This window comes from Candidatus Neomicrothrix sp. (assembly GCF_035329545.1).
Taxonomy (GTDB): domain Bacteria; phylum Actinomycetota; class Acidimicrobiia; order Acidimicrobiales; family Microtrichaceae; genus Microthrix; species Microthrix subdominans.
In genome coordinates this window covers 60,271-84,690 of sequence record NZ_DAOLGP010000002.1, presented here as the reverse complement: position 1 = coordinate 84,690, position 24,420 = coordinate 60,271, and the positions used below count along the sequence as shown (strand labels likewise).

20 protein-coding genes are annotated in these 24,420 nt (G+C 68.1%); 9 read left to right on the top strand and 11 right to left on the bottom strand.

Annotation, left to right across the window (positions count from 1 at the left end; translation table 11 throughout):
- Positions 1-117: 117 nt before the first annotated feature.
- Positions 118-903, top strand: coding sequence for a GntR family transcriptional regulator (locus PKD89_RS01885; protein ID WP_287376073.1), 786 nt, complete (start codon positions 118-120; stop codon positions 901-903).
- Between the two features lie 32 nt (positions 904-935).
- Here PKD89_RS01885 and PKD89_RS01880 read toward each other — a convergent pair whose 3' ends face one another.
- Positions 936-1,376 (bottom strand): nuclear transport factor 2 family protein, encoded by a 441-nt coding sequence (locus PKD89_RS01880; protein WP_287376076.1) that lies wholly within the window; start codon positions 1,374-1,376, stop codon positions 936-938.
- A gap of 49 nt (positions 1,377-1,425) precedes the next feature.
- On the opposite strand from PKD89_RS01880, the gene PKD89_RS01875 reads away from it, so the two are divergent.
- Both PKD89_RS01875 and PKD89_RS01870 read left to right on the top strand, forming a co-directional pair.
- Entirely contained in the window at positions 1,426-2,463 is a 1,038-nt protein-coding gene (locus PKD89_RS01875) for an LLM class F420-dependent oxidoreductase (protein WP_289012377.1), read from the top strand.
- A 75-nt stretch (positions 2,464-2,538) separates the two neighbouring features.
- Complete coding sequence (locus PKD89_RS01870; RefSeq protein ID WP_289012376.1) at positions 2,539-4,491, top strand: glucose-6-phosphate isomerase; 1,953 nt, start codon at positions 2,539-2,541, stop codon at positions 4,489-4,491.
- 12 nt (positions 4,492-4,503) lie between these two features.
- On the opposite strand, the gene PKD89_RS01865 is transcribed toward PKD89_RS01870, so the two are convergent.
- The 3 genes from PKD89_RS01865 to PKD89_RS01855 form a co-directional block, all read right to left on the bottom strand.
- Positions 4,504-4,872 (bottom strand): FKBP-type peptidyl-prolyl cis-trans isomerase, encoded by a 369-nt coding sequence (locus tag PKD89_RS01865; protein WP_287376088.1) that lies wholly within the window; start codon positions 4,870-4,872, stop codon positions 4,504-4,506.
- Between the two features lie 25 nt (positions 4,873-4,897).
- Entirely contained in the window at positions 4,898-5,590 is a 693-nt protein-coding gene (locus tag PKD89_RS01860) for a GNAT family N-acetyltransferase (RefSeq protein ID WP_289012375.1), read from the bottom strand.
- 72 nt (positions 5,591-5,662) lie between these two features.
- Positions 5,663-6,094, bottom strand: coding sequence for a nuclear transport factor 2 family protein (locus PKD89_RS01855; protein WP_289012426.1), 432 nt, complete (start codon positions 6,092-6,094; stop codon positions 5,663-5,665).
- A 219-nt stretch (positions 6,095-6,313) separates the two neighbouring features.
- On the opposite strand from PKD89_RS01855, the gene PKD89_RS01850 reads away from it, so the two are divergent.
- A complete protein-coding gene (locus PKD89_RS01850) occupies positions 6,314-7,552 on the top strand; it encodes a bifunctional alpha/beta hydrolase/OsmC family protein (RefSeq protein WP_287376093.1) in 1,239 nt (412 codons plus the stop codon).
- Here PKD89_RS01850 and PKD89_RS01845 read toward each other — a convergent pair.
- The 3 genes from PKD89_RS01845 to PKD89_RS01835 form a co-directional block, all read right to left on the bottom strand.
- Positions 7,542-8,144: a GNAT family N-acetyltransferase gene (locus PKD89_RS01845; RefSeq protein ID WP_289012374.1), complete on the bottom strand. Its 603-nt coding sequence runs from the start codon at positions 8,142-8,144 to the stop codon at positions 7,542-7,544. The genes PKD89_RS01850 and PKD89_RS01845 overlap by 11 nt on opposite strands.
- A gap of 83 nt (positions 8,145-8,227) precedes the next feature.
- Complete coding sequence (locus PKD89_RS01840) at positions 8,228-10,441, bottom strand: hypothetical protein (RefSeq protein ID WP_289012373.1); 2,214 nt, start codon at positions 10,439-10,441, stop codon at positions 8,228-8,230.
- A 304-nt stretch (positions 10,442-10,745) separates the two neighbouring features.
- Positions 10,746-12,485 (bottom strand): N-acyl-D-amino-acid deacylase family protein, encoded by a 1,740-nt coding sequence (locus PKD89_RS01835; protein ID WP_287391202.1) that lies wholly within the window; start codon positions 12,483-12,485, stop codon positions 10,746-10,748.
- 244 nt (positions 12,486-12,729) lie between these two features.
- On the opposite strand from PKD89_RS01835, the gene ahpC reads away from it, so the two are divergent.
- The 3 genes from ahpC to PKD89_RS01820 all read left to right on the top strand — a co-directional run bounded on the left by ahpC (position 12,730) and on the right by PKD89_RS01820 (position 16,075).
- Entirely contained in the window at positions 12,730-13,293 is a 564-nt protein-coding gene (gene ahpC, locus PKD89_RS01830) for an alkyl hydroperoxide reductase subunit C (protein WP_287376103.1), read from the top strand.
- Positions 13,294-13,447: 154 nt separating this feature from the next.
- Positions 13,448-15,148: an alkyl hydroperoxide reductase subunit F gene (gene ahpF / locus PKD89_RS01825; protein ID WP_289012372.1), complete on the top strand. Its 1,701-nt coding sequence runs from the start codon at positions 13,448-13,450 to the stop codon at positions 15,146-15,148.
- 24 nt (positions 15,149-15,172) lie between these two features.
- Positions 15,173-16,075 carry a LysR substrate-binding domain-containing protein gene (locus PKD89_RS01820; protein ID WP_289012371.1) on the top strand — a complete coding sequence of 301 codons (903 nt, stop codon included), beginning with the start codon at positions 15,173-15,175 and terminating at the stop codon, positions 16,073-16,075.
- Between the two features lie 31 nt (positions 16,076-16,106).
- On the opposite strand, the gene PKD89_RS01815 is transcribed toward PKD89_RS01820, so the two are convergent.
- Positions 16,107-16,859, bottom strand: a complete 753-nt coding sequence (locus tag PKD89_RS01815; protein WP_289012370.1) for a hypothetical protein — start codon at positions 16,857-16,859, stop codon at positions 16,107-16,109.
- 75 nt (positions 16,860-16,934) lie between these two features.
- Here PKD89_RS01815 and aroA point away from each other — a divergent pair, with 75 nt between their 5' ends.
- A complete protein-coding gene (aroA, locus tag PKD89_RS01810; RefSeq protein ID WP_289012369.1) occupies positions 16,935-18,212 on the top strand; it encodes a 3-phosphoshikimate 1-carboxyvinyltransferase in 1,278 nt (425 codons plus the stop codon).
- 151 nt (positions 18,213-18,363) lie between these two features.
- Here aroA and PKD89_RS01805 read toward each other — a convergent pair whose 3' ends face one another.
- The gene (locus PKD89_RS01805; RefSeq protein WP_289012368.1) at positions 18,364-20,145 is read right to left on the bottom strand and encodes an acyl-CoA dehydrogenase; all 1,782 of its coding nucleotides are present in this window, start codon (positions 20,143-20,145) and stop codon (positions 18,364-18,366) included.
- A 65-nt stretch (positions 20,146-20,210) separates the two neighbouring features.
- Positions 20,211-22,787 carry an ATP-binding protein gene (locus PKD89_RS01800; RefSeq protein ID WP_289012367.1) on the bottom strand — a complete coding sequence of 859 codons (2,577 nt, stop codon included), beginning with the start codon at positions 22,785-22,787 and terminating at the stop codon, positions 20,211-20,213.
- Positions 22,788-22,977: 190 nt separating this feature from the next.
- On the opposite strand from PKD89_RS01800, the gene PKD89_RS01795 reads away from it, so the two are divergent.
- Entirely contained in the window at positions 22,978-23,172 is a 195-nt protein-coding gene (locus PKD89_RS01795; RefSeq protein ID WP_289012366.1) for an antitoxin, read from the top strand.
- Positions 23,173-23,233: 61 nt separating this feature from the next.
- Here PKD89_RS01795 and PKD89_RS01790 read toward each other — a convergent pair whose 3' ends face one another.
- Positions 23,234-24,394, bottom strand: a complete 1,161-nt coding sequence (locus PKD89_RS01790) for a DUF4436 family protein (protein WP_287378720.1) — start codon at positions 24,392-24,394, stop codon at positions 23,234-23,236.
- Between the last annotated feature and the right edge of the window lie 26 nt (positions 24,395-24,420).

Genomic DNA, 24,420 nt, shown 5'->3' with positions numbered 1-24,420 from the left:
GTGAGGTGGCAGACGTCGCTTGACAACCCCGCGGCAACTCCGGGATCGCCCGGTTTGGCTCACCTGCCGAAGTGACGAGACCGGCGGACAACTTGGGCGATGTGGTCGGTGATCCGTATGTTCGTACCTATGGTGAACCCGGTCGATCGATCCAGTCCGCTGCCCCTGTGGTGCCAGGTCTCGGACGACCTTCGGCGTCGGTTGGACGCCGGCGACTTTGCCGAGCACTTCCCCGGCGACGGTGAGCTGATGGAGGCCTACGGCGTCAGCCGCCACACCGCACGGGAGGCGGTGCGGCGGTTGGCCGATGCAGGCCTGGTCGTTCGGGAACGGGGTCGGGGAACCCGCGTGACCTCCCCAGGCATCGAACAACCGCTGGGCACCCTGTACTCCCTGTACCGATCGATCGAGGCCCAGGGCTACGAACAGCACAGCGTCGTTCGGGCACTCGATGAGCGCACCAATGCCGAGGCGGCCGGCGTGCTGGGCCTCGACGAAGACGAGGCGCTGGTGTACCTCGAGCGATTGCGGCAGGCCGACGGTCGCGCGCTGGCGCTCGACCGCTCATGGCTGCCCGCGTCGCTTGCCCGCCCCATCCTCGACTGCGATTTCAGTCGCACCGCCCTGTATGGCGAGTTGGCCGAGCGCACCGGTGTTCAGCCGTGTTCGGGCTGGGAGCGCATCCACCCCGAACTGCCCACCGCGGAGCAGCGCAGCCTGCTGGGCATCGGGGCGAAACAGCCGGTGTTTGCCATCGAGCGGGTCACCTACGGCCCCGACCGGCAACACCCGATCGAATGGCGCCACAGCATCGTGCGGGGTGACACGTTCGCCTTCGTGGCCCGCTGGGACTCCCGCGACCAGGGTGCCCAGGCGGTGATGGAGGCTGAAGTGCTGGCGTAACGCTCGCGCTGCGGAACACGCTCGCCGATTACTCAGCGAGTCAGCGCCTCCAGCGCCTCGCCCATCAGGCGATGCACCAGGTTGATGGCCTTAAGGGGGCGCAGCATCACCCGAAACTCCACGATCCGTCCGTCGTCGTCGATGCGGATGATGTCGACGCCGTTGACGTAGGTGCCTTCGAGCGACGTCTCAAACTCCAGTACGGCGGTGTCACCGTCGAGCACCTGCTTGACGTACCGGAAGGCCGTCTCGGTGCCGCCCGAGCCGTCACCGGTCGGCTTCGATCCTGGCAACGTCTGCTTGGCCGCTTCCAAGTACAGGGCGGTCACCGCCTTGCCCGCCTGAGGCGTATAGATGATCGGCGAGTAGAACACGACGTCGTCGGCCAGCAGCGACTCGAGCCCGTCCGGCTCGTCGCCCTGCAGGTAGGCATGCCAGCGGTCGATGGTCTGGTGAATGGTTGATGCTTCCATCGCCCTGACGATAGGCCCGGGTTGGTGGACGGGCTGACAGGATGTGTCGATGAAGCTTGCGATGGCCCTCAACTACTCCGGCGACCCACGCGACACGGCGGCCGAGGCCGCCGACCTGGAACGGGCCGGTATCGACGTGGGATGGGTGGCCGAGCTGTACAGCTTCGACGCCGTGTCCATCCTGGGATATCTGGCGGCCAAGACCGAGACGATGGAGTTGGGCTCGGCGATCCTGCCCATCTACAGCCGTACCCCGACGCTGACCGCCATGACGGCCGCCGGGCTGGATGCGGTGTCGGAGGGCCGCTTCATTTTGGGCATCGGCGCGTCCGGGCCCCAGGTGATCGAGGGCTGGCACGGCGTGCCCTACGACAAGCCGATCGGGCGCCAGCGTGAGCTGATCGAGATCTGCCGCAAGGTGTGGCGTCGAGAGGTGGTCACCCACGACGGCCCCAGCTATCACCTGCCCCTGCCCGAGGGCGAGGGCACCGGGCTGGGCAAACCGCTGAAGCTGATCAACCACCCCAAGCGGGCCAACATCCCCGTGTACATCGCTTCGTTGGGGCCCAAGAACGTCGAGGTGACCGCCGAGATCGCCGAGGGGTGGCTCCCGGTGTTCTTCCACCCGGAGAAGGCCGACTCGGTGTGGGGCGACTCGCTCGCAGCGGGCGCCGCCAAACGCGACCCGTCGCTGCCCCCGCTCGAGGTGGTCGCCGGCGGCACCGTGTCGATCTGCGGCGAGGCGGAGGCGGCCGAGATCCGCAACGGCGCCCGCTTTATGACGGCGCTGTACGTCGGCGGCATGGGCGCCAAGGGCAAGAACTTCTACAACAACATCTTTTGCAAGTACGGCTACGAGGAGGCCGCAGAGCAGATTCAGGATCTGTACCTGGCCGGCAAGAAGGAGGAGGCGATGGCGGCGGTGCCTCAGGAGTTCCTCGACGCCACCTCGATGGTGGGCGACGAGGGCTACGTGCGCGAGCGCATCGAGGCCTACAGGGCCGCCGGCGTCACCCGCTTGCAGGTCCACCCGGTGGGCGAGAATCCGTTGGAGTTGATCGAGAAGGTCAAGGGCTGGGCGGGCTGAGCGCCGGCGGCCGGCGGGCGCTTGGCCCGGCCAGGGTCGACGGAATGCATCGGGCTCACCACTAGCTTGGTTGGGGTGACACCACGCGACTTCTTCGGCTCCCGAGACTCCGACGACTACTTCGCCTGGGACGATCTCAACGAGCCTGACCAGCCCATCGACGTCGCCACCACCCGGGAGTGGAACTCGCTCGTCGACGTCTTCGAGACAGTTCGGGGTCGCCACCTGCGCGACCTGCTGGCCGAGTCCGGGCGCCGAACTGCGATGACCCTCGAAGTCGGCGACCTGTACCTGGACTTCACCCGGCACCGGGCCACGCCCGAACTGTTGGACGCCCTGGTGGTCGTCGCCGAGCGGGCGGGGCTGAGTGAACGGCGCGACGCCATGTTTGCCGGCGAGCACATCAACAGCACCGAGGACCGAGCGGTCGGCCACGTCGCTCTCCGCGCCCCGGACGATGCGTCCTTCGAGATCGATGGAACCGACGTGGTTCCCGAGGTGCATGAGGTGCTCGAGGCGATGGCCGAGCTGACCGACCGTGTGCACTCGGGCGAGTGGGTGGGGGCCACCGGCGAGCCAATCCGCACGGTCATCAACGTGGGCATCGGCGGCTCCGATCTGGGCCCCGAAATGGCCTATCGGGCCTTGCGCAGCTACCGCCAGGACGGCATCGAGTGCCGGTTCGTGTCCAACGTCGACCCGGCCGGGATCGCCGCGGCCACCGATGGCGTCGACCCGGCGACCACCTTGGTCGTCGTCGTGTCGAAGACGTTCACGACCGACGAGACCCTCACGAACGCGCAGACGCTGAAGGAGTGGATCCGCGCTGGGCTTGCAGGCCCCACCGACGCTGCTGCCACGGGCGACGCAGACGCTGCGGGGACCATCGAAGAGAGCGATGGCGAGCCGGCACCCACTCAGGAACATGGTTTTGCTGCAGAGCTCGCCTCCAAGCTGACCGACGATGCGGACGATGCGGACGATGCGGACGATGCGGACGATGCGGACGATGTCGATGCCGATGCCGATGCCGATGCCGATGCCGACGACGCCGAAGACGATGACGACGATGACGACGACGCCGACGCCGACGCCGACGATGACGGCGATGACGAGGCCTGGGTGGCCAAGCACTTCGTCGCCGTGTCGACCAACGCTGAGGCGGTGGTCGAGTTCGGCATCGACCTCGACAACATGTTCCGTATCTGGGACTGGGTCGGCGGCCGCTATTCGGTGTGGTCGGCGGTGGGGCTCAGCCTGATGCTCGCGGTCGGCGAGGACGACTTTCGAGCGCTCCTCGATGGGGCCCACACGATGGACGAGCACTTCCGCACCGCCCCGCTGCGCGACAACGCACCCGTGCTCGTCGGGCTCCTCCGGGTGCTCTACCGGGACCTGTACGGCTTCCCGACCCATGCTGTGCTGCCCTACGCCGCCGACCTGGCTCGGTTCCCCGCCTATCTGCAACAACTGGACATGGAGTCAAACGGTAAGCGGGTGCGCCTCGACGGCAGCCCGGCCACACTGCGCACAGGATCGGTCGTCTGGGGCCAGCCTGGCACCAACGGCCAGCACGCGTTCTACCAACTACTCCATCAGGGCACTTCGATCGTCCCGGTCGACCTGATCGCGTTCAGCGAGTCGGTCGACGACGAGGGGGATCACCAGCGCAAGCTGCTGGCCAATGTGCTGGCTCAAGGGCGGGCATTGGCCGAGGGACGCACCGCGGAGGAGGCTGAGGCGGCCGGGGTTCCCGCCGATCAGGTGGCGCACCGCACCTTCCCCGGCAACCGGCCGAGCACGACCATCCTGGCGCCCGAGCTCACCCCGGCCGTCCTCGGGCAGCTGATCGCCATGTACGAGCACAGCGTCTTCACCCAAGGCGTGATCTGGGGCATCAACAGCTTCGACCAGTGGGGGGTTGAGCTGGGCAAGGAGTTGGCCAGCGAGATTCTGGAGCAGCTCGAGTCCGATGAGGCTCAGCAGGCCAGCGGCGGTGCGGCCCGTTGGGTGCTCGATCAGGGCTGACCCTGCGGTCGTCTAGCGAACGTCCATCAGGTCGACGGTAAAGATGAGGGTCTCGTTGGGGGCGATCGCCCCGGGGGCGCCGCGGCTGCCGTAAGCCTGATGCGGCGGGATGATCAGCGTGCGACGGCCGCCCACCTTCATGCCCTGCACACCGGTGTCCCATCCTTCGATCACCTGGCCGGCGCCGAGGCCGAAGTCCAGGGGTGCGCCGCGATCCCACGAGGCGTCGAACTGCTCGCCGGTCGACCAGGCGACGCCGACGTAATGCACCGACACGCGCGACCCGGCGGTGGCCTCGGGGCCGTCGCCCACCTGGTCGTCGAAGATCTGCAATTCGGCGGGTTTGTCGCCAGCGGGTACGGCTACAACGGGTTTATCCATCCGGCCACCGTAGCGGGATGGACAATCAGTGCTTTGTCGGAGCTGTGAGTCGGGTGCGCTGACGCCCGGCTGTGTCGAAGTTCTCCGGCGCCAGCCAGGAGCGATGGGCGGCGGCGACCGCCGGCCATTCATCATCGGTGATCGCCAACCAGGCGGTGTCGCGACTGCGGCCCTTGTAGACGACCGCTTTGCGAAACGTGCCCTCGTAACGGAACCCGAACCGCTCCGCCGCCGCCCGGGAGCGGGCGTTGAGGTCATCGCACTTCCACTCGACCCGCCGGTAGCCAAGGTCGAAGGCGTGGGCGATCAGCAGCGACACCGCCTCGGAGGCGGCGGTCGTGCGCTGCAACTCAGGGGCGAAGGCGACCGAGCCGATCTCGATCACTCCGTGGACGGCGACGATACGGAGGTAGGCCAAGTACCCGACTGGTCGGCCGTCGACCACGGCGGCGAACGGCAGCTGCTCTGGGGAGTCGCACAAAGTGCAAAGCGCTGCCCGCAATTCCTCGACGTCGGCGAAAGGCCCGTACTGCAGGTAGGTCCAGAGCGAGTCGGGTGCGTCGATGAAGGCGTCGAACAACGGGGGCGCATGTACCGAAGGGTCGAGCGGCTCCAGGCGCACGGTGCGGCCGGCCAGATCAATTGGGGCAGGGAACGGTGGTGGCCGCCAGTCGCCTAAGGACGGACCGATCGGTTGGTCGAACGCGTTCGTCGGCATTTGGCGAGCCTACGGATGGTCAGCCGTCGAAGCAGGGCGATATTCGGGGTCGTGCAACCTGGAAATCGGCCGCTACGCGCCCTGGTATCCGGCTGCGATGTGGTCGGTCCACCATTGGGGGGCGACGCTGAAGATGGAGTTGAGGTCGACGTAGTCCCACCAGCGGTCCACTTTGCCGTCTCGCACCTCCATCACCGAGCAGAACCGCACCTCTGCGTGCTCGCCGCCGCGCCACCACCACTCCTCCAGGTGCTCGGTGATCACCATGTCGCCGGTGACGACGATGGTGCCGGGGTGGAGCCGGTAGTCGCTGAGCAGCTCCAGACCCAGACGCAGCCGTGCCTCGGTCTGGGCCGGACCGTGGGCGCCAGGCTCGACGCCGATGACGGGCACATCGACGTAGTGGCCCCGCTCGCTCATCATGGCGCCGACAGCGGCGAAGTCCCGCTGGTTCAGTGCGTCCCAGAACCGTTCAACCAGTTCGCGCCGATCGTCGTCCGTCATGTCGCTCAAGGGCCCTCCCGCTCCGGTAACGTCCAGTTTGATAGTTCACTCGCTGGGACCAGCACCCCCGGGTTGGTGCTCCCCGTCGTGACGGCGATGCTACGTGGGCTGTCAGCGAGGCGCGGGCCTGGAGTTCGGGTGGTGCTGGCGACCGCACCAGCACCGGTGTGGAAGGGTGCGGGAGCGCCCCAACCGACCGATCACCCCCAGGAGACCCAGATGGCATCTCGCCGAGAACGCGTCCGCTTCACCGGTGCTGGTGGCGACCAGCTGGCTGGCAGGGTCGAGTTGCCCGCTGGGCCGATCCGGGGCGCAGCGCTGTTTGCCCACTGCTTCACATGCTCGTCCGACGTCGCCGCCGCCTCCCGGATCTCGGTGGCCCTCGCCGAGGCCGGCATTGCGGTGATGCGGTTCGACTTCACCGGGCTGGGCGCGTCCGAGGGCGACTTTGCCGATACCAACTTCTCCACCAACGTCGCCGACCTGATCGCAGCATCTTCGTACTTGAGCGACCACTTCCAGGCACCGGGCCTGTTGATCGGGCATTCGTTGGGTGGGGCGGCCGTGTTGGCCGCCGCACCGGAGCTCGACTCGGTGAAGGCGGTCGTCACGATCGGTGCGCCGTCCGAGCCGAGCCACGTGGAGGCGTTGCTCGGCGAGGACCGGGCACGGCTCGAGACCGATGGCGAGGCGACGATCGATATCGGCGGTCGGCCGTTTCGGGTCAAGGCCCAACTGTTGGAGGACCTGCGCCATCGCACCATCGATGAGTGCTTGGCCGACCTGGGTGCGGCGCTGCTGGTGATGCACTCGCCCGTCGACAACGTCGTCGGCGTGGGGAACGCCGCCGAGATCTACCAGGCGGCCCGTCACCCGAAAAGCTTCATCGCTCTCGACGGGGCGGATCACCTGCTGAGCAAACGGCGCGACTCCGACTTTGCCGCGTCAATGATCCGGGCCTGGGTGGAGCGCTACCTGGACGATGCCCCCGAGACGAAGCCGGCGGACGGTGAGGGGGTCGTGGTGTCAGAGATGGGAGAGGGCAAGTTTCTCAACCAGGTGGTGGCCGGTGCCCATCGCTTCCTGATGGACGAGCCGATCTCGGTCGGGGGCTACAACGCCGGGCCCAACCCGTACGACCTACTGGCAGCGGCGCTCGGCGGATGCACGTCGATGACAATGCGGATGTACGCCGAACACAAGGGCATCCCGCTGGAACGGGTCGAGGTCGCAGTGCGTCACGCCACGACACACTGCGAGGACTGCGAAGCCGCGGCGACCGGAGCAACCCCGAAGATCGATGAGTGGACCCGGGTACTCCATATCGATGGCGACATCACCGACGATCAGCGGGCCGGTCTGGTGCGCATCGCCGACCGTTGCCCGGTGCACCTCACGCTGGAACGCTCCTCGATCGTGGTCACCGAGGTGGCGGACGACGGTGGAGTCAACCGCTGAGACGGGGATCGCGCCACATCAGCCAGGACGGCGGGGCGTTGCGGTACGCGAGCGTCTCGATCAGCTCGAAGCCGTGCCGCGAATAGAACGCCACGTTCTCTTCCTTGGACGATTCGACGTAGGCACCCATGCTCTGCTCATCGCAGCGGCTGGTGACCGCTTGTATCAAGGCTCCACCGACCCCACTGCCCTGATGCGCCGGATCGGTGCCGAGCAAGGCGAGAAACCAATGTGGCGGCTCGGAGGGGTGGGCACGCTCAATTTGAGAGAGCAGGCGGATCGCCGCCGGAAGTCGCGAACGGAACAGCCGGACGGATGGCAACGCGACGGCCGCCGCTTCCTTCATCGTGGGTTTCCAACGTCCGGGCGGACTCCAGATGGCGACGCCGCGCACTTCCTCGTCGACCAGCACCTCGCCATGCCCCTGCATCTGAGCTCGGGCATCGGCCTCGAACCAGGCTGCCGCTCGGCTGATCCAATCCGCCCGGGGCGAGGTGATGTAGTTCCACACCGGGTCGTCGACGAACGCGGCGGCCAGGATGGCCCCGACTCGCGGCAGGTCGTCGGGGGTTGCAGAGCGAACGCCGGGCATGGCGGAAACCTAGGCCGCCGCGGGGCCCCGGCGGGACGCGCCACCGGTCGGGGCGAAAGCCAAGCACCACCGGGTGACCGGTGCTAGTTCGGCGTCCACCGATCGGGATCGTTGCCGCCGCCCGGCAATGCGATCACTGGTCCCTGGCGGACTGGCGGGTCGTAGCCGGCCGGTTGCACGACGACGGCAAACGCATGGTCGCGACGCTCCAGGTCGGAGGCGAAGGCTTCGATCTCGGCCAGCAGATCGTCGGGCACTTCCACGACGTTGCGGCGAGTGAGCGCGATCAGGGTCCCGTCGTAGAGGGAGACGATCGGGTCGTCGAGGGTACGACCGACCGCCGCCTGGTCGAAGTACAGCCCGGTGTCGGTGCGGGCCAACCCCGGAGCGGCGATCAGCGTGGTGGCATCGATGCGGGCAGCCAAGTTTTCGGCGCGCTGACCCAAGTCGCCGAACTCGGACGGGTCAGCGGTCCCGAACCTCGCAAGCACCTCGATCCCGGGCTCGCCGGCGGCGGTGTTGGCAGCGACGCCGCTGCGGGTCGACAGTTCCCATTGTTCGTCGCCGGTGGCCGTGCGACCGACGCCGAACTGTGCCAGCAGCGGGGTATCGGGCTCGAAGCGGAGGTCGGCACCGGCGGCGAGCAGCTCATCGATGACGGCGGGAAAAAGGGTGAGCGACGTGAGGTACGGGGTCTCGATGGTGAGCACCGGCCCGCGTTCGGCCAGCTTCCGGGGGGCATCGGCTAGCGCCGAGTGCAGCTCGGACGCCGGCCCGTTGGCCCACGACGGGCTACCGCTCTCCAGCCCGTGGGCGTCCACCGAGTAGACGGTGAGGCCGACGACGATGGCGAGGGCCGCCGCAGCTCCGGCACCGGATCGGGCGAGGGCCGGAAGTCGTTCGGTGCCCGGCACGGCCGTCAGCACGGCGTCGAGCGCGACCAAGGCCAACCCCGATGCTATGAACGCCCCAACCGGGAACAGCCAGCGCAGGTAAGCGGCGGTCGCAAACGTCGTCTCGGAGATGTTGGCCAGCGTGGCCAGCGATGCCAGCGTCACGACGCCGGCGGCACCCGCAACCGCCATCAGCGGCACCGACCGACGCCGACGGGCCCACCACGCCGCACCCGCGAGGACGGCGAGGTAAGCGCCGAACACGGCGACCGAGGGGCCCACGTCCCAGCGGGCACCGGTGCTGTTCTCCCACGTCGCTGGGTCGGGGAAGGCCCAGGCCGGTGGGATCAGCACGGTGTCGGCGAAGGTCTGAACCGCAAAGCCGATGCCACGTCCGCCGCCGAGTCGGTCGGCGTTCTCGGCCATGGCCGTCACGTTGCCGGGCGCTCCGTCCGGGGCGACGAACTGCTCCCATGCCGGCAGCGTCCACAGAGCCACCAACACTCCGACCGCAACCAGCAGCGTCGGTAGGCGCCTCCCGGTGTTGGTAGATCCGGCTGTGACGGCGGCCGGGACCGGACCGGCGTCGGCGGCGTGGACCTCGTCGTGACCGGTGCCCTTGTGCTGCTCTGTCGTGGCGCCGACCGAGGCTGGTTCGACGGTGTGGGTGGCGTCCCTTTCGTGATCGGTGCCCCTTTCGTCATCCGCCGGCTTCGAGCCCGTCGGCGGGCGTCGCTCCGCTCGTTCCCTTCGGCGATCGGCCCACCACCAGCCGATGCCGGCCAGCAGCGAGGTGCCGACCAGGGCCGCCGACAAGACGACGTAGGCCAGGCTGGTCTGTGCGCACAGGCTGGCCCAGAACACGGTCATCGTCGGCCCCCACCGGTCGCCCGCCATGGATGCCCACAAGCCGACCGCTGCGGCGAAAAAGGCCAGCAGCGGCAGGTTGTGGGTCCATGGGTCGGACAGCACCTCGCTGCCCATCGAGGCGGTCAGCGCCAGCACCCCGAGGCCGAAGACGGCGACACCGCGGCGCCGTCCGATCCGCCAGGCCATCCAGATGGCCGACCCGGCGGCACCGGCGTTGATCATCGCGGACCCCACCCGTACCCCGACCGGGCCCAACAGGCGGCGGAACGGCGCCAGCAGCTGAAACGGCATCGGGCCGGGGTGGTTCATGATGATCCCGGTGGCGGTTGAGCGCGACGACCAGGTGGCGAGCATCGGGTTGTTGGACGTGCCTACATCCCAGGCGCGGGCGGAATAGATGCCGTTGTCGAGGGTGGGGTGCCAGCGCTGGATGGCGGCTCGGGCGCCTGCAACCAATGCAGGCAAGGCGGCCACGAGGGCCAGGAGCGGTGCCGGACGGAGCAGACGTTGATGCATGCCCCGCCTGGCGTTCACCAAGCAGATCGTAGGGCAGCGTGCCACACACGGGGTGGGCACAGTTCGGGGACCTCCGGGACACCCGTCGGCCCTCCGACCACATGCCTACCCGCTCGCTTGTTGACCGTTGGGTGGTCACGGCGCAATCTTGGGTGGACTTTGTGTCAACAGGTGGCTCAGAGTCCACCCGAGTCCGCCCTCGAAAAGGGGAGTCTCCAACCTTTGGGATGATTACGGGTCAACAGGTGACCTCCAATCATCCCAAAGGTCCGAGATCATCCGGCTCTGGGACGGAGCGACGAGCGGTTGCCGTCGATGCTGCTCAGCGACGACCGCGGAGCAGCCGGCCGGGGCGCGCTCCGGTGTCGACGTCGTGGCGGCGGGTGACCACGCCGGACACGACGGTGGCGTCGTAGCCCGAGGCGTACTGCACCAGGCGGCGGCCGCCGGCGGGCAGGTCGTGGATCAGCTCGGGCTGGGCGAGGGCCAGGGTCTCGAAGTCGATCACGTTGAGGTCGGCCTTCTTGCCCGCCTCGACGACGCCCCGGTCGCCCAGCCCGTACAGCTCGGCGGTGCGCTGGGTCTGCAGGTGCACCGCCTGGGCCAGGTCGATGCCGGCGCCCCGGCTGCGGTCGCGGGCCCAGTGGGTGAGCAGGTACGTGGGGATCGACGCGTCGCAGATCATGCCGCAGTGCGCCCCGGCGTCGCCCAGCGACGACACCGAGCCGGGATGCAGCAGCATTTCCCGGATGGCGTCGTGGTTGCCGTTGGCGTAGTTGAACAGCGGCAACATGAACATCGCCTTGCCGTCGTCGGCCAGCATCGCCTCGTAGGTGGCGGCCAGTGCGTCGGTCCCGGCGGCGGTGGCCATCGCTCCGAGGGAGGCTTCGGCGAGCGGTTCGTAGTTGGGTGGGGTGCCCAACGGAAACATCTTGTCGGTCATCATCGCCAGAAACGGGCCGATGCCGTCGAACGGATTGTCGGGGTTGAGCGGGCCGTCGGCCTCGGCGAGGATGGCGTCGCGCACCGCTGGCTTGGCGAGCTGCTCGATCCGCTCGGGCAGCGGCAGACCGGCGAGGGCGTCGTAGGTGGGGCGCTTGGCGAACGGATGGTTGGTCTGCAGCCCGACGAGCATGCCGAAGGGGCGCGCTGCCACCTGGGCGCGCATCGGGATGCCCCGCTCCAGCAGCTTGTCGAAGCGCTCGAACACGTCCTGCCACAGGTTGGGGTCGGTGTCGGTCTGCAACACCATGAACGCCAACGGCTGGCCGGTTTCCTCGGCCAGGTCGGCCATCCAGCCCATCTCGTCGGTGGTGGTGCCCCGGTCGAGCATGGTGAGGCCGCCTTGGGCAACCTCGAAGACCCCGCCGCCGCCGGCCTTGATCGCCCGCCCGAGGGCAAAGAGTTCCTCCCGCTCGGCGAAGGTGCCCGGCACCGGCTCGCCGTCCTTGGCCAGGTGCGCCAACGTGCGCGAGGTGGAGAAGCCCAGGGCCCCGGCCTCGATCGCTTCCCGCACATGTGCGGCCATCTCCGCAGAGTCCTCGGCCGAGGCCGGCTCGTTGCGGGCGCCGGCGTCACCCATGACGTAGCCGCGAACAGCTCCGTGGGGGATCTGGGTGCCCACGTCCATCGCCCAGCTCCGGGTGTCGAGCACGTCGAGGAACTCGGTGAAGCGTTCCCAACCCCAGGTGATGCCTTCGGCCAGCGCGGCGCCGGGGATGTCCTCGACCCCCTCCATCAGCTGGATCAGCCACTCCTCCTTGCCGGGACGCACCGGGGCGAAGCCCACCCCGCAGTTGCCGGTGACCACCGTCGTGACGCCGTGAGAGGCGGACGGCTCCAGCTGGGAGTCCCAGGTGGCTTGACCGTCGTAATGGGTGTGGATGTCGACAAAGCCGGGCGTGACCAGGCGTCCGGTGGCGTCGATCGTCTCGGCTGCTTCGCCGTCGAGCGTCTCGCTGACCGCCACGATGCGGCCGTCGTTCACCGCCACGTCGGCGCGCCGGGGCGGCGCCCCGGTGCCGTCGACGAGCGTGCCCCCGGTGATCAACAGGTCGTACATGGTGTCCCCCCTCTTCGCCACCGCCCCCCGGCGCCAGCCCGTGCAGTTTGCCGCACTGTCGCCTGCGGTGCGCTGAACGCGTGACAGCTCGGCACCTTCCGATAGGCGACACCTATCGGTGCGATGGGCACAAACGATCGAGTATGACTATCGAAATGGAGGTATCAATAGGTAGAGTATCTCTTGAAGTCACGAGGGCGTTCGAAGTCATTGAGCCCCTCCCACCGAAAGGACCCCCAGTCTCATGTCACTCATCAACACCAAGCTGCAGCCGTTCACCGCTACCGCCTTCAAGAACGGCGAGTTCGTCGACGTGACCGACGAGGACCTGCTCGGCGCCTGGTCGATCGTGTTCTTCTACCCGGCCGACTTCACCTTCGTCTGCCCGACCGAGCTGGGTGACCTGGCCGACCACTACGACGAGCTCCGTGAGTTGGGCGTCGAGGTGTACTCGGTGTCCACCGACACCCACTTCACGCACAAGGCCTGGCACGGATCCTCCGAGACGATCGGCAAGATCCAGTACGCCATGATCGGCGACCCGACCGGAACCGTCTCGCGCAACTTCGACATCCTGCGCGAGGACGAGGGCCTGGCCAACCGCGGCACGTTCGTGCTCGATCCCGACGGCGTCATCCAGGTGATGGAGGTCACCGCCGAGGGCGTTGGCCGCAACGCCGCCGAGTTGGTGCGCAAGGTGCGCGCCGCCATCTACGTGCGTAAGAACCCGGGCGAAGTCTGCCCCGCCAAGTGGGAAGAGGGCGAAGAGACCTTGGCCCCCTCATTGGACCTGGTCGGCAAGATCTGACCTGCCTTCCACCCGGGCGGCTCGCCGCCCACATGTAATCCCCCACCCCCCATGGAGAGGCGGCGGAGCGACCTCGGTCGCTTCGCCGTCTCGTCTACCCCGCCAACCCCGGCGGCCACCCGTACGAACCCGTAACCCGCCGAGGAGCCTCGACATGCTCGATTCCAACCTGACCGAACAACTCAGAGGACACCTGACCAAGGTGACCCGCCCGATCGAGCTGGTCGCCGCTCTCGACGACGGCCCCAAGTCGACCGAGCTGTGGGAGTTGCTCACCGAGATCGCCGCCCTCTCGGACAACGTTTCAGCGGTTCGTAATCCTGTCGACGTCGGTGATCGCTCCGCCTCTGCCGAAGGCAGCGACGACACAGCCGGAGGCAGCGACGCCACAGGCGGTCGACGTCCCTCGTTCACGATCGACCGGGTCGGCACCGACGTGTCGGTCGGGTTCGCCGGCATCCCGATGGGCCACGAGTTCACATCGCTGGTGCTTGCCCTGCTTCAGGTCGGCGGACACCCGCCTGCGGTGTCCGATGACGCGGCCGAGGCGATCGAGAACCTCGAGGGCGAGTTTCACTTCGTCACCTACATGTCACTGTCGTGCCAGAACTGCCCCGACGTCGTCCAGGCACTCAACGCCATGGCGGTGCTCAATTCCAGCATCAGTCATGTGGCCGTCGACGGCGCCCTGTTCCCCGCCGAGGTCGAGGCCAACGACGTGCTCGCCGTCCCCACCGTGCTGCTGAACGGCGAGCCGTTTGGCCAGGGGCGCATGACGATCGAGGAGATCCTCCCTCGCCTCGACACCGGCGTCGGTGAGCGGGAGGCTGCGCGTATCGATGCGCTCGACCCGCTGGACGTGTTGGTTGTCGGCGGCGGTCCAGCCGGTGCGTCGGCGGCGATCTACGCCGCACGCAAGGGGATCGCCACCGGGGTGGTCTCCGAGCGCTTCGGCGGCCAGGTGCTCGACACGATGAGCATCGAGAACCTGATCTCGGTCCCTTACACCGAGGGCCCCAAGTTGGCCGCAGCGATCGAGGCCCACGTGGCCGAGTACGACGTCGATGTGATGCACAACCAGCGGGCCGCCAAGCTCATCCCGGCCGAGGTGCCCGGTGGGCTGGCGACGGTCGAGCTGGAGAACGGCGCCACCCTGCAGGCCCGCACGGTGGTGCTGTCCACCGGTGCCAGCTGGCGCACGATGGGTGTGCCCGGCGAGGACGAGTACCGCAACCGCGGCGTCGGGTTCTGCCCCCACTGCGACGGTCCGTTGTTCAAGGGCAAGCGGGTGGCGGTGATCGGCGGCGGTAACTCCGGCGTCGAGGCGGCGATCGACCTGGCCGGCATCGTGGCCCACGTGACGCTGATCGAGTTTGATGATGCGCTGCGTGCCGACGAGGTGCTCCAGGCCAAGCTGGCGTCGCTGGGCAACGTCGACGTGATCGTCGGCGCCCGCACCACCGAGGTACTCGGCGATGACACGTCGGTGACCGGACTCACCTATGAGCATCGGGCCGACGCCACGTTGCACAACGTCGACCTCGACGGGGTGTTTGTCCAGATCGGCCTGGTGCCCAACACCGGTTGGCTGAAAGGCACCGTCGAGTTGTCGGACCGTGGGGAGGTCGTCATCGACGACCGCAACGCCACCTCGGTCCCCGGCGTGTTCGCCGCCGGGGACTGCACCACCGTGCCGTACAAGCAGATCGTGATCGCACTCGGTGCCGGCTCGACCGCCGCCCTCTCGGCCTTCGACCACCTGATCCGCACCCCGACCGCCAAGGAATCAGGTGCTGCAACCGAGCCGGCGGCGCCAGCCGACGGGTCGAACCAGCCGGAACCGGCCCTCGTCTGAGCGGCCATCGCGTAGCGTCGTGACGTGAACCTTCAGGACCTGCGCTACGCGGTGGCGGTGGACGATCACCGGCATTTCGGTCGCGCCGCCGAAGCCTGTTTCGTCAGCCAGCCCACCTTGTCCTCGCAGCTGCGCAAGCTGGAGGACGAGCTGGGTGTGGCGCTGTTCGAGCGGGCCCCCCGCAACGTGATGCCCACGGCGGTCGGGCGGTTGATCCTCCACCATGCCCGCGGGGTGCTGGTCGAGGTCGACCAGATCGAGGCGCTGGCCAAGGCGGCCGCCGAGCCCGGCGCAGCGACGCTGCAGATCGGCGTGTTCCCGACGCTGGCGCCGTACCTCCTGCCCCACGTGGTGGGCCCTCTTCACGAGCGCTTCCCCCTGGTCGAGCTGTTGTGGGTGGAGGAGAAGACCGAGCAGGTTGTCGAGGGGCTGCTCGGTGGGCACCTCGACGCCGGGCTGCTGGCCCTGCCGATCGACGCCCCTCAGCTGCACCAGGAACCGCTGTTCACCGAGGACTTCGTGCTCGCCGTGCCCGCCGACCACGAGCTGGCCGACGCCACCTCGGTAGCGCCCGAGGTGCTGGCCGGCACCGACGTGCTGTTGTTGACCGACGGGCACTGCCTGCGCGACCAGGCGCTGGAGGTGTGCTCGATGGCCGGGGCGGCCGAACGGCACGGCTTCCGGGCCACCAGCCTGGAGACGCTGCGTCAGATGGTCGCCGCCGGCGTCGGCGTCACGCTGTTGCCCAAGATGTCGGTGAGCCCGCCGGTGACCCAGTCCGATCACGTGTCGACCGTCCCCTTCGAGGCGCCGGCCCCCAACCGTCAGATCGCCATGTTCTGGCGACGCAGCAGCGTGCACGCAGGCCTGCTCGCCCAGCTGGCGGCCGTGATCGCCGACCTCCCCGACGAGCTGTTGCATGCCTAGGGTGACCCGCTAGCGCTGCCGCTAGCCCGTGCTAGGAACTCCACCATGGTTGTGGGGCATCGGTGGCCCGCTCAGCGGCGGGAAGCGGCCAGGATGGGGTCCCCGGCGCAGTGCCAGTACCTGCCGGTGCCTCCTGAGACGGAGGGGCATGAGCGGCCGGTGTTGCACCGCCAAAACCGTTCGGCGGAGATGTCGCTTGGACCGTGCCAGGCGAGGCATCGGGTACGGGTTGGATCTGAGGTCGTGCGAGTTCGCGTGCGGCGCTGACGAACTGTGGGCTGGCCCGAAGGACGGTAATTATCCCGCCATGACGGTCCAGCCCGATCTCGGGCGTGACGAACCCCGGGCCGACGACCGGGGCCCGCCGCCGTCGATCGATCAACGCGACTATCCCCAAGAGTAGAAAAGGAAGCCCGATGAAGGTGGCGAGAAAGATCGACTCGTTGCCTCCGATGAGGCTGTAAACGATGAGAAGCAACGCAAACCCGGTGATGAAGATTGATGGGGCGTCGTCGACCCCCCAGGTACGTCGGGCCGTGCCCTGGCGTTCGGCGCGCACAGCGGTAGCTACCGGAAGGTAGCCGGTCACCTGTTTGACGGTCACCGCACGGACGATGACCAATGGAAAGATCCCAAGGAGTAGGAGCCACCACTGGGCGCCAATCCGGTTTTTGACGGTGATGGCCTCCCATTCGGTCGCCGGCTCGCCCGTCCATGCGCAGACGTGTGGTAACGACGGCTCCGTGAAGTGGCGGACCGGGAAAGCGACTCGCTCTTGCGCCATAGGGTTCAAGGTTATCCGGAATCGCGGTCATTCGGCCGGGTCGTCGGGCGACTCCGCTCCTCGTAGGGTGGCGAAGTGATCGTCGACCCCCTCCGCCTGCGCCGCCTGACCGAGCCCCCCGACGCCACCGTCGTCCTGCCCGGCTCGAAAAGCCTGACCAACCGGGCCCTGCTGTGTGCCGGGCTGGCCGAGGGCCGCTCCGAGCTGACCGGCGTGCTGTTCTCCGACGACACCGAAGCGATGCTCGCCGCCCTCACCGGCATGGGTGCTCAGGTCGAGGAGGACCGGCCTGCCCACACCGTCAGCATCACCGGCATCGGCGGCCGCCTGCCGGCGGAGCCCTTAATCATCGACGCCCGTCAGAGCGGCACCACGGGGCGGTTTCTGGCGCCGCTGATTGCGCTGGCGCCCGGCGGGGGAATGCTCGACGGTCATGAGCAGCTGCGGGCCCGCCCGATGTCGGATCAGCTCGAGGCGATGCGGTCGCTGGGGGCAACCTTGTCCGCTGTCGACGATCGTTTGCCGCTCTCCTCGACGGGCGGCGGCATGCGGGGCGGTGCGGTGACGGTGAGCGGCGCCACCTCCAGCCAGTTCCTCAGCGGGCTGTTGCTGTGCGCGCCGCTGTTCGGCGACGGGCTGCAACTGGAGGTGGCCGACGAGCTGGTGAGCCGCCCGTACATCGATATGACCGTCGACGTGATGGAGCGGTTCGGTGCGGCGGTGGAGCGCGACGGCTATCGCCGGTTCGGATGCGCCCCCGGGATCTACGCGGCCCAGCGCTACGCCATCGAGCCCGACGCGTCGGCCGCCAGCTACTTCTTTGCACTGGCAGCGATGACCCGGGGTCGCATCCGGGTCGAGGGCCTGGGCCGGTCCGCCGTTCAGGGCGACATGGCGTTCCTCGACGTGCTCGAGCAGATGGGTGCCGTCGTGCGCCAGGGCGACGACTGGACCGAGGTGGTCGGCCGCGACCTGCGCGGCGTCGACGTCGACCTGGCCGACTTCTCCGACACCGCCCCCACGCTGGCGGTGGTGGCGGCCGTCGCCGACTCGCCCACCCGCATTCGGGGCATCGGGTTCGTGCGGGGCAAGGAGTCCGATCGCATCGGTGCCGTCATCACCGAGCTGGAGCGCCTCGGCATCGCATCGGTCGAACACGATGATGGGCTGACCGTGCACCCCGGTGAGGTCCGATCGGGGGTGGTGAGCACCTATGAAGACCACCGGCTGGCGATGGCCTTCGGTCTGCTGGGCCTGGTGGCCGACGGCGTGGCGATCGCCGATCCCGGCTGCGTGGCCAAGACGTTCCCCACCTATTGGGATGTACTCGAGGGTGCTCGCACCCAGGCGTAGATCTTCGCCCGTGCCTCACCTGGTGAACCGTTTGGCCACGTCTGCCAGGTGAACAAAGGAAAGCCCGGCACCGTGGTGGCGCCGGGCTTTCGGTGAGGTCGGTTTGTCGTGAGGCCGCGCTGTGGTGCGGGCCTCCAGTCGACCCGGCGTCCTAGAGCGAGGCCTCGTCCATCAGTGCGGCGCCGGCGGTGGCCCGGGGCACCAGGCCCGCAACGGCGGGCAGTTGCTGGTCGGCAAACCAACGGGCGGTGCGTACCTTCTCGGTGCAGAACGCCTCGTCGCCACCTTCGGCGGCCCACTCGGTGGCCGCCAGGGCGCTCTTGCCCAACACCCAACCGCCGACGACCAGGCCCCACATGCGCAGGTACGGCGTGGCGCCCGAGAGCACGTCGCGGATGTCGCCGGAGTTGGCGAAGATCCACTGGGTGGCCTCGTCCAGAGCGTCGGTGGCCTCGCTGAGGCGGCTGGCGATGCCTGCCAGCTCCTCTTGGCCGTTGAGCTCGTCGATCGTCGTCCGAATGTTGGCCATGGTGTCGGTCACCACGCCGCCGGCGCGCATCGGCAGCTTGCGGCCGACGAGGTCCATTGCCTGGATGCCGTTGGTGCCCTCGTAGATGGGGGCGATGCGGGCGTCCCGGAAGAACTGGCTGACGCCCGTCTCTTCGACAAAGCCCATGCCGCCGAACACCTGCACGGCGAGGGATGTGACCTCGACACCCATGTCGGTGCACCAGGCCTTGGTGATCGGGATAAGTAGTTCGTTGAGGTCCTCGGCCTTCTGGCGGTCGTCCTCATCGGAAAGTGCGCTGGCCCCGTCCATGGCGACGGCATTCATCAGGCAGATGCCCCGCATCGCCTCGGTGATCGAACGCATGTCGAGCAGCATGCGCCGGACGTCGGGGTGGCCGACGATCGGGCTGGTGCGGTCCTCTTTGGGGGTGCCGACAACCTTGCCCTGCACCCGTTCGTTGGCGTGCGCCAGCGCCCCCTGAAGGGTGCGCTCGGCCAGGCCGAGGCCCTGGACGCCCACCGACAAGCGGGCCATGTTCATCATGACGAACATCACCCGCATGCCGTCGAACTCGTTGCCGAGCAGCCAACCGGTTGCGCCGCCTTGGTCGCCGAAGCTCATCGTGCACGTCGGCGAGGCGTTGATGCCCATCTTGTGCTCGATCGACACCACTTTGAGATCGTTGGGCTCGCCCAGCGTGCCGTCGTCGTTCACCATGAACTTGGGGACGATGAAGCACGAGATGCCCTTGGTCCCGGGAGGAGCGTCGGGCGTGCGGGCCAGCACGAGGTGGACGACGTTGTCGGCCATGTCGTGGTCGCCCCACGAGATGTAGATCTTGTTGCCGGTGATCGACCAGGTGCCGTCGCCGTTGGGTTCGGCCTTGGTGCGCAGCGCCCCCACGTCCGAACCGGCCTCGGGCTCGGACAGGTTCATCGTGCCGGTCCACTCGCCGGAGACCAGCTTGGCCAGGTACGTCTCGGTGACGTACTCGTCGGCAACCGAGTTGATGGCGTGGATCGAGCCCTGGGTCAACAGCGGCGCCATCGAGAACGCCATGTTGGAGCTCACCATGAACTCTTGCAACGCAATGCCGACCGCCTCGGGAAACCCGCCGCCGCCGTAGGCGGGATCGAAGGTGAGAGCGCCCCACCCGGCCTCGACCAGCTTGGCGTAGGCCTCCTTGAATCCCTCCGGGGTCACCATCGTGCCGTCTGGCTGCAACTGGGTGCCCACCTGGTCGCCGATGGCGTTGGTAGGGGCGATCACCTCGGCGATGAACGTGCCCGCCGCCTCGATGGCGTCGTGCACGGTTTCCGAGTCCAGCTCGGAGAACTTCTCGGTTTCCAACAGCGCGGGTAGGTCGAGCACGCGGTCGAGCAAGAAGCGGATGTCATCGAGCGGAGGTGTGTAATCCTGCATGACGACAATCTAGGACTCGATAGTTACCCGTCGGTAACCGGCGGCCACGCCGTCTCTCCTTGAGATCAGCGGGTGACCGGCACCCACGCCAAGGCCACCTGGCTGACCGTGATGTCGTTCTTCTCCAACGGCACCGGCACCACCTGGGTCGCCGTCGCCACCAGCGCCCAGCGTTCGTCCAGCTCCACGATGGCGTCCGCCAGCGTGGCCTCCAGCTCGGTGAGGTCCTCGGTGTGGTCCTCGATCCGGGCGCCGTACTGCTCCACCTTCTCGGCAGCCCGCGTGGTGCGTCCCCTCTTGGCGGACACCGAACGGACCGCGGTGGCGATTGAACGTGATGATCGGCGTCCGCCCATCAGGGCCCCGAACACCGAGCCGGCGCCCGAGATCAGCTCGTCGGTTCTCGACGTCGACGCAGTTGTCTGGGCCGTTTGCAGGCGTTCCTGTTCCTTGGCAATCGCCGTGCGGATGCGATCGGCCTTGCTGGTCAGCTGCACCCGGAGCTTGTCGGCCTCGGCGTCGGCGGCCGCTCTTGCCGCCTCCGAGGCGCGGGCCTCGAACTGCTCGCGGCTCTCGCCTGGCCGCCCGGTCAGCTTCAGCTCGGGGTTGGTGAGCAACTCGGTGGTGCGTCCTCGATACAGCCGGTCCTTCAGGGACCGTTCGAGGTTGGTGAAGAAGGTCTTGGTGGCGGTCTTGGCGGTCGGCAGGGCGAACCCACCGGCATGGGGTGCCGCCTCGAGCAGGTCCCGATCGTCGTAGTCCACCGCCCTCACCGTGTCGGCGCTGGGCTCGGCGGGCAGCGGAAAGAAGACCGCTTCGTAGGTCTCTTCTGCTCGGAATTCACCTTCGTCGTAGAGCAGCTCCACCCGTGCGACGACCGCCGGCTCCCAGCGTTGCCCGCCGGCGACGGCGCCCAGGTCGGCGGCCCACGGGGCGGCGGCGTCGACGAAGCGAACCGGGATGCCGTCGGCCACCTGGGGCATGGTGGGGGTCTCGTCGTCGGCCAAGTCGCCGAGCGCTTCAAGCGCGGGTGCGGCCGGGGGCCCCGGTTGAGCGACGGGCTCGGCCTGTTCGGCGGGCTCAGCGGGCGCTGGCGGCGCGGCTGGCACGCCCTGTGTCGCGGGTGCCGCCTGCTCGAGCTGCGCGCCCGGTTCCACAGGTGCTGGCTGGGCTGCCGGCTCCGGCTGCGCCGTTGGTTCGGGCTGCGCTGCGGGCTGACCTGGGGCTGCAGCCGAGGGGGCAGCGGCCGCGCCGCCGGTGCTTGCGGTAAGGGCAGCAGCAGCCTCGGCCTGGCCGGGCAACCGCCCTACCTGGTCCTTGGACAGCGGACCGGCCAGGTAGCTCATCGCCCAGCGGACGCCGAAGCGGCGGGGTGCCGATCCGCCGGTGCGCTGCATGAGAAACTGGCGCTTGCCCAGGCCGGAGATCGTCTCCGACAGCGCTTTCAGGTCGACGGCGCCGGCCGCGGACGACATGCCGTCCAACAACCGAGCCTTGTCCCGCTCGGTCTGCAGGCGCCCGATCATCCAGGTGCCGGCGTTGGAGATGGCCTTGTAGTCGAGGTCGACCGGGTTCTGGGTGGACAGCACCACGCCGACGCCAAACGCACGCGCCTGCTTGAACAACGTGAGGATCGGCTTTTTGGAAGGAGGCTGCGCAGTCGGCGGCACGTAGCCGTACACCTCGTCCATGTAGATGAGCGCCCGAAGATCGGTCGAGCCGGACTGGCCCCGCATCCACGTCACCATTTTTGAGAGCACCAGGCTGACGACCATCTGGCGTTCGCTCTCCGAGAGATGCGCCAGGTAGAGCACGGTGCAGGCGGCTCGACCGTTCTCGTCCCACAGCAGCGACTCGACGTCGAGCGGGGCGCCCTGGGTCCAGGGGGCAAAGCCGGGCGAGGCGAGGAGCCCGTTCAGCTTCATCATCAGCTTGGTGCGATCGGCCTTGGGGAAGAACTGATCCAGCTCGATCACCCCCAGCTTGCGCATCGGCGGGTCCTGGATGCGGGTCAGCAGCGTCGCCAGGTCGAGGGTCTCGCCGGCGGCCCACGCGGTGGCGATGATGTTGGCCAACAGGATGTGTTCCCGGTCGGCCAGCGGGTCGGCCGTGATGCCGACCAGCCCCAGAATGCCCGAGACCAAGGCCTCGATCTCGTCGGTGACCGCCTCGCCGTCAGTGCCGGCGCCCGCGCCGACGGGTGGTGCCAGGCTGCCGATCAGGTTGACCGGCAGCCCGGCGGTCGAGCCGGGGGTCAGCACGCAGAAGCGGTGGCCGTCCCGCAGCTCGGCGATGTGGTTGGGCGCCAGCCCCCAGCCCTCCAGGCCGCTGCGCCAGGTTTCGGCGGTCTCCGCCGGGTCGGTGTCGCGGGGCACCCAGGGGGCAAAGTCGTCGGCAGACAGGTCGGGGAACGTCAACAGCAGGTTGCCCATGTCCCCCTTGGGGTCGATCACCAACGTGGGGATGTTCTGGCGCAGCGCCTCCTCCATCATCACCACGCCCAGCCCGGTCTTGCCGCTGCCGGTCATGCCAACGATCACCCCGTGCGTGGTCAGGTCGTCGGCCTCGTAGGCCACCGCTTCGTCGGTTCGGTCGCCGGCGTCGTCGAGAAACGCACCGAGTTGGAAGGTGGCATCGGACATGGTGGGTGCTCCAGGGGTTGCAACGTCTCGTTCGCAAGGTTGCCACGCGCCGCTCGGAGCAGATGCGGTCGACGTGCGGAATCGTGTGTGCCTCCCGAACCCGCTGGCCTTGTGCGGTCGGCGGTCAACGGCAAGGCTCGGTGGGCGGCCGCCACCCTTGGCGGCCGCAGTAACCGATGGAGAACCACCCATGAGCTTTCTCGACGATGCGAAGAAGAAGCTGGACGATGTTGTCGACGAGCACGGCGACAAGATCGCTGACGGCGTCGAGAAGGCCGGCGACTTCATCGACGACAAGACTGGCAACAAGCACGCCGACAAGGTTGATCAGGCGCAGGAGAAGATCGGCGACGCCATCAAGAAGATGCAGGCCGACGGCAAGTGAGACGCCCGGCCGGGTGATGCGGCCGATCACAGATCCGCTGATGGCGGCCGAGGGGCCACCCTCAGCGCGTGGGTGCGTCGTCGCCTGACTCACCTTCCGCGTCCGCAGGGTGGTCCGGTTGCGGGTCCGAAACAGCGGCACGCAGCGCCAGGTTGCCGGCGAGGATGAGCGCCAGCAGGCTGACCGCAACCATGCCCAGTGCCCAGTAGTAGATCGACCAGTCGATGAGCGAGCCGAACGGCGGCGACCCGGGCAACCCGTTGCGCAACTGTGGCAACGCAAAAAGGACCCCGGCATAGAAGCCCCAGCACCAGAAGGGGATTTCGCGTGCCTGCACGAGTACTCCCCAGGCCAGGGCGACGCAGCCCAGCGCCAACAGCCACGCCAACGCCATCAGCGCGATGGCGAAGGCCACAACCGTTCGGGGCCGCTCCAGGTCGAAGTCGGCGGCCAGCACGTCCCCACCCCCGTCGCCGGGGCTGGTGCTGGAGACCCGAAGATCGCTGAGGCTGGACCGTACCGTTGCCACGATGGGGACGGGTTCGAACTCCCGATCGCCCTCGATCGCCTGACCCTCGCCGGGGTCGACCTCCTTTTGCACCAGCAGCACCAGTTGCGCTTTGTAACTGTCGACAGGATACCGGGTCAGTCGACTGCCGCTGAGCTGGAGCGTGCCGCTGATCGGATCGATCGTCGACCCTGTCTCGAAGACGGTCTGGGTCCTACCGGCGATGTCGTTGAACAACACTCGGATCGTGCGCGTGAGGGTTTGGTCGCTGCCGACGATGAGGTCTGAGCCGGGCTCGAGCACCACCCGAGCGGTCACCTCACCGCGGCTGAGGTCGGGGTTTAAAAGCGTGACCCGTGCCCCGATTTCGTTGGCCCCAGGCCGAGCATCTTCGTCCCCGCCGTCGCCCGCGCTGAGTACCTCATCGGTGGGACCGGCCGGGATGGTGATCACTGCTATGCCCAGTCCTAACACCGGTCCCAGGAGGGTGACCAGGATCAGGATGTTGCGGATCGGTCGGGTCTTCTGTGCCGGCCAGCGACGGATACCCAGGCTGGCAATCGGTTCGACTTGGCGTTTCAGACGGCTGGCGCTCAGTGCGGAACCGCCGCCCCGGCGGTCTTTGCGGGATCCCGGATCACTGCGCAGGCGGCGCAGACCCGAGGCACGGTGCTCAGGCTGGGTGGAATCGTCGCCGGGGGATTGCTTGGGCACCGCTCCGATGTTACCGGGCGGCTCGA

Coding starts and splice junctions, on each gene's coding strand:
- PKD89_RS01885 (WP_287376073.1), top strand. CDS start 118: ATGTTCGTACCTATGGTGAACCCGGTCGATCGATCCAGTCCGCTGCCC.
- PKD89_RS01880 (WP_287376076.1), bottom strand. CDS start 1,376: ATGGAAGCATCAACCATTCACCAGACCATCGACCGCTGGCATGCCTAC.
- PKD89_RS01875 (WP_289012377.1), top strand. CDS start 1,426: ATGAAGCTTGCGATGGCCCTCAACTACTCCGGCGACCCACGCGACACG.
- PKD89_RS01865 (WP_287376088.1), bottom strand. CDS start 4,872: ATGGATAAACCCGTTGTAGCCGTACCCGCTGGCGACAAACCCGCCGAA.
- PKD89_RS01860 (WP_289012375.1), bottom strand. CDS start 5,590: ATGCCGACGAACGCGTTCGACCAACCGATCGGTCCGTCCTTAGGCGAC.
- PKD89_RS01855 (WP_289012426.1), bottom strand. CDS start 6,094: ATGACGGACGACGATCGGCGCGAACTGGTTGAACGGTTCTGGGACGCA.
- PKD89_RS01850 (WP_287376093.1), top strand. CDS start 6,314: ATGGCATCTCGCCGAGAACGCGTCCGCTTCACCGGTGCTGGTGGCGAC.
- PKD89_RS01845 (WP_289012374.1), bottom strand. CDS start 8,144: ATGCCCGGCGTTCGCTCTGCAACCCCCGACGACCTGCCGCGAGTCGGG.
- PKD89_RS01835 (WP_287391202.1), bottom strand. CDS start 12,485: ATGTACGACCTGTTGATCACCGGGGGCACGCTCGTCGACGGCACCGGG.
- ahpC (WP_287376103.1), top strand. CDS start 12,730: ATGTCACTCATCAACACCAAGCTGCAGCCGTTCACCGCTACCGCCTTC.
- ahpF (WP_289012372.1), top strand. CDS start 13,448: ATGCTCGATTCCAACCTGACCGAACAACTCAGAGGACACCTGACCAAG.
- PKD89_RS01815 (WP_289012370.1), bottom strand. CDS start 16,859: ATGGCGCAAGAGCGAGTCGCTTTCCCGGTCCGCCACTTCACGGAGCCG.
- PKD89_RS01805 (WP_289012368.1), bottom strand. CDS start 20,145: ATGCAGGATTACACACCTCCGCTCGATGACATCCGCTTCTTGCTCGAC.
- PKD89_RS01800 (WP_289012367.1), bottom strand. CDS start 22,787: ATGTCCGATGCCACCTTCCAACTCGGTGCGTTTCTCGACGACGCCGGC.
- PKD89_RS01795 (WP_289012366.1), top strand. CDS start 22,978: ATGAGCTTTCTCGACGATGCGAAGAAGAAGCTGGACGATGTTGTCGAC.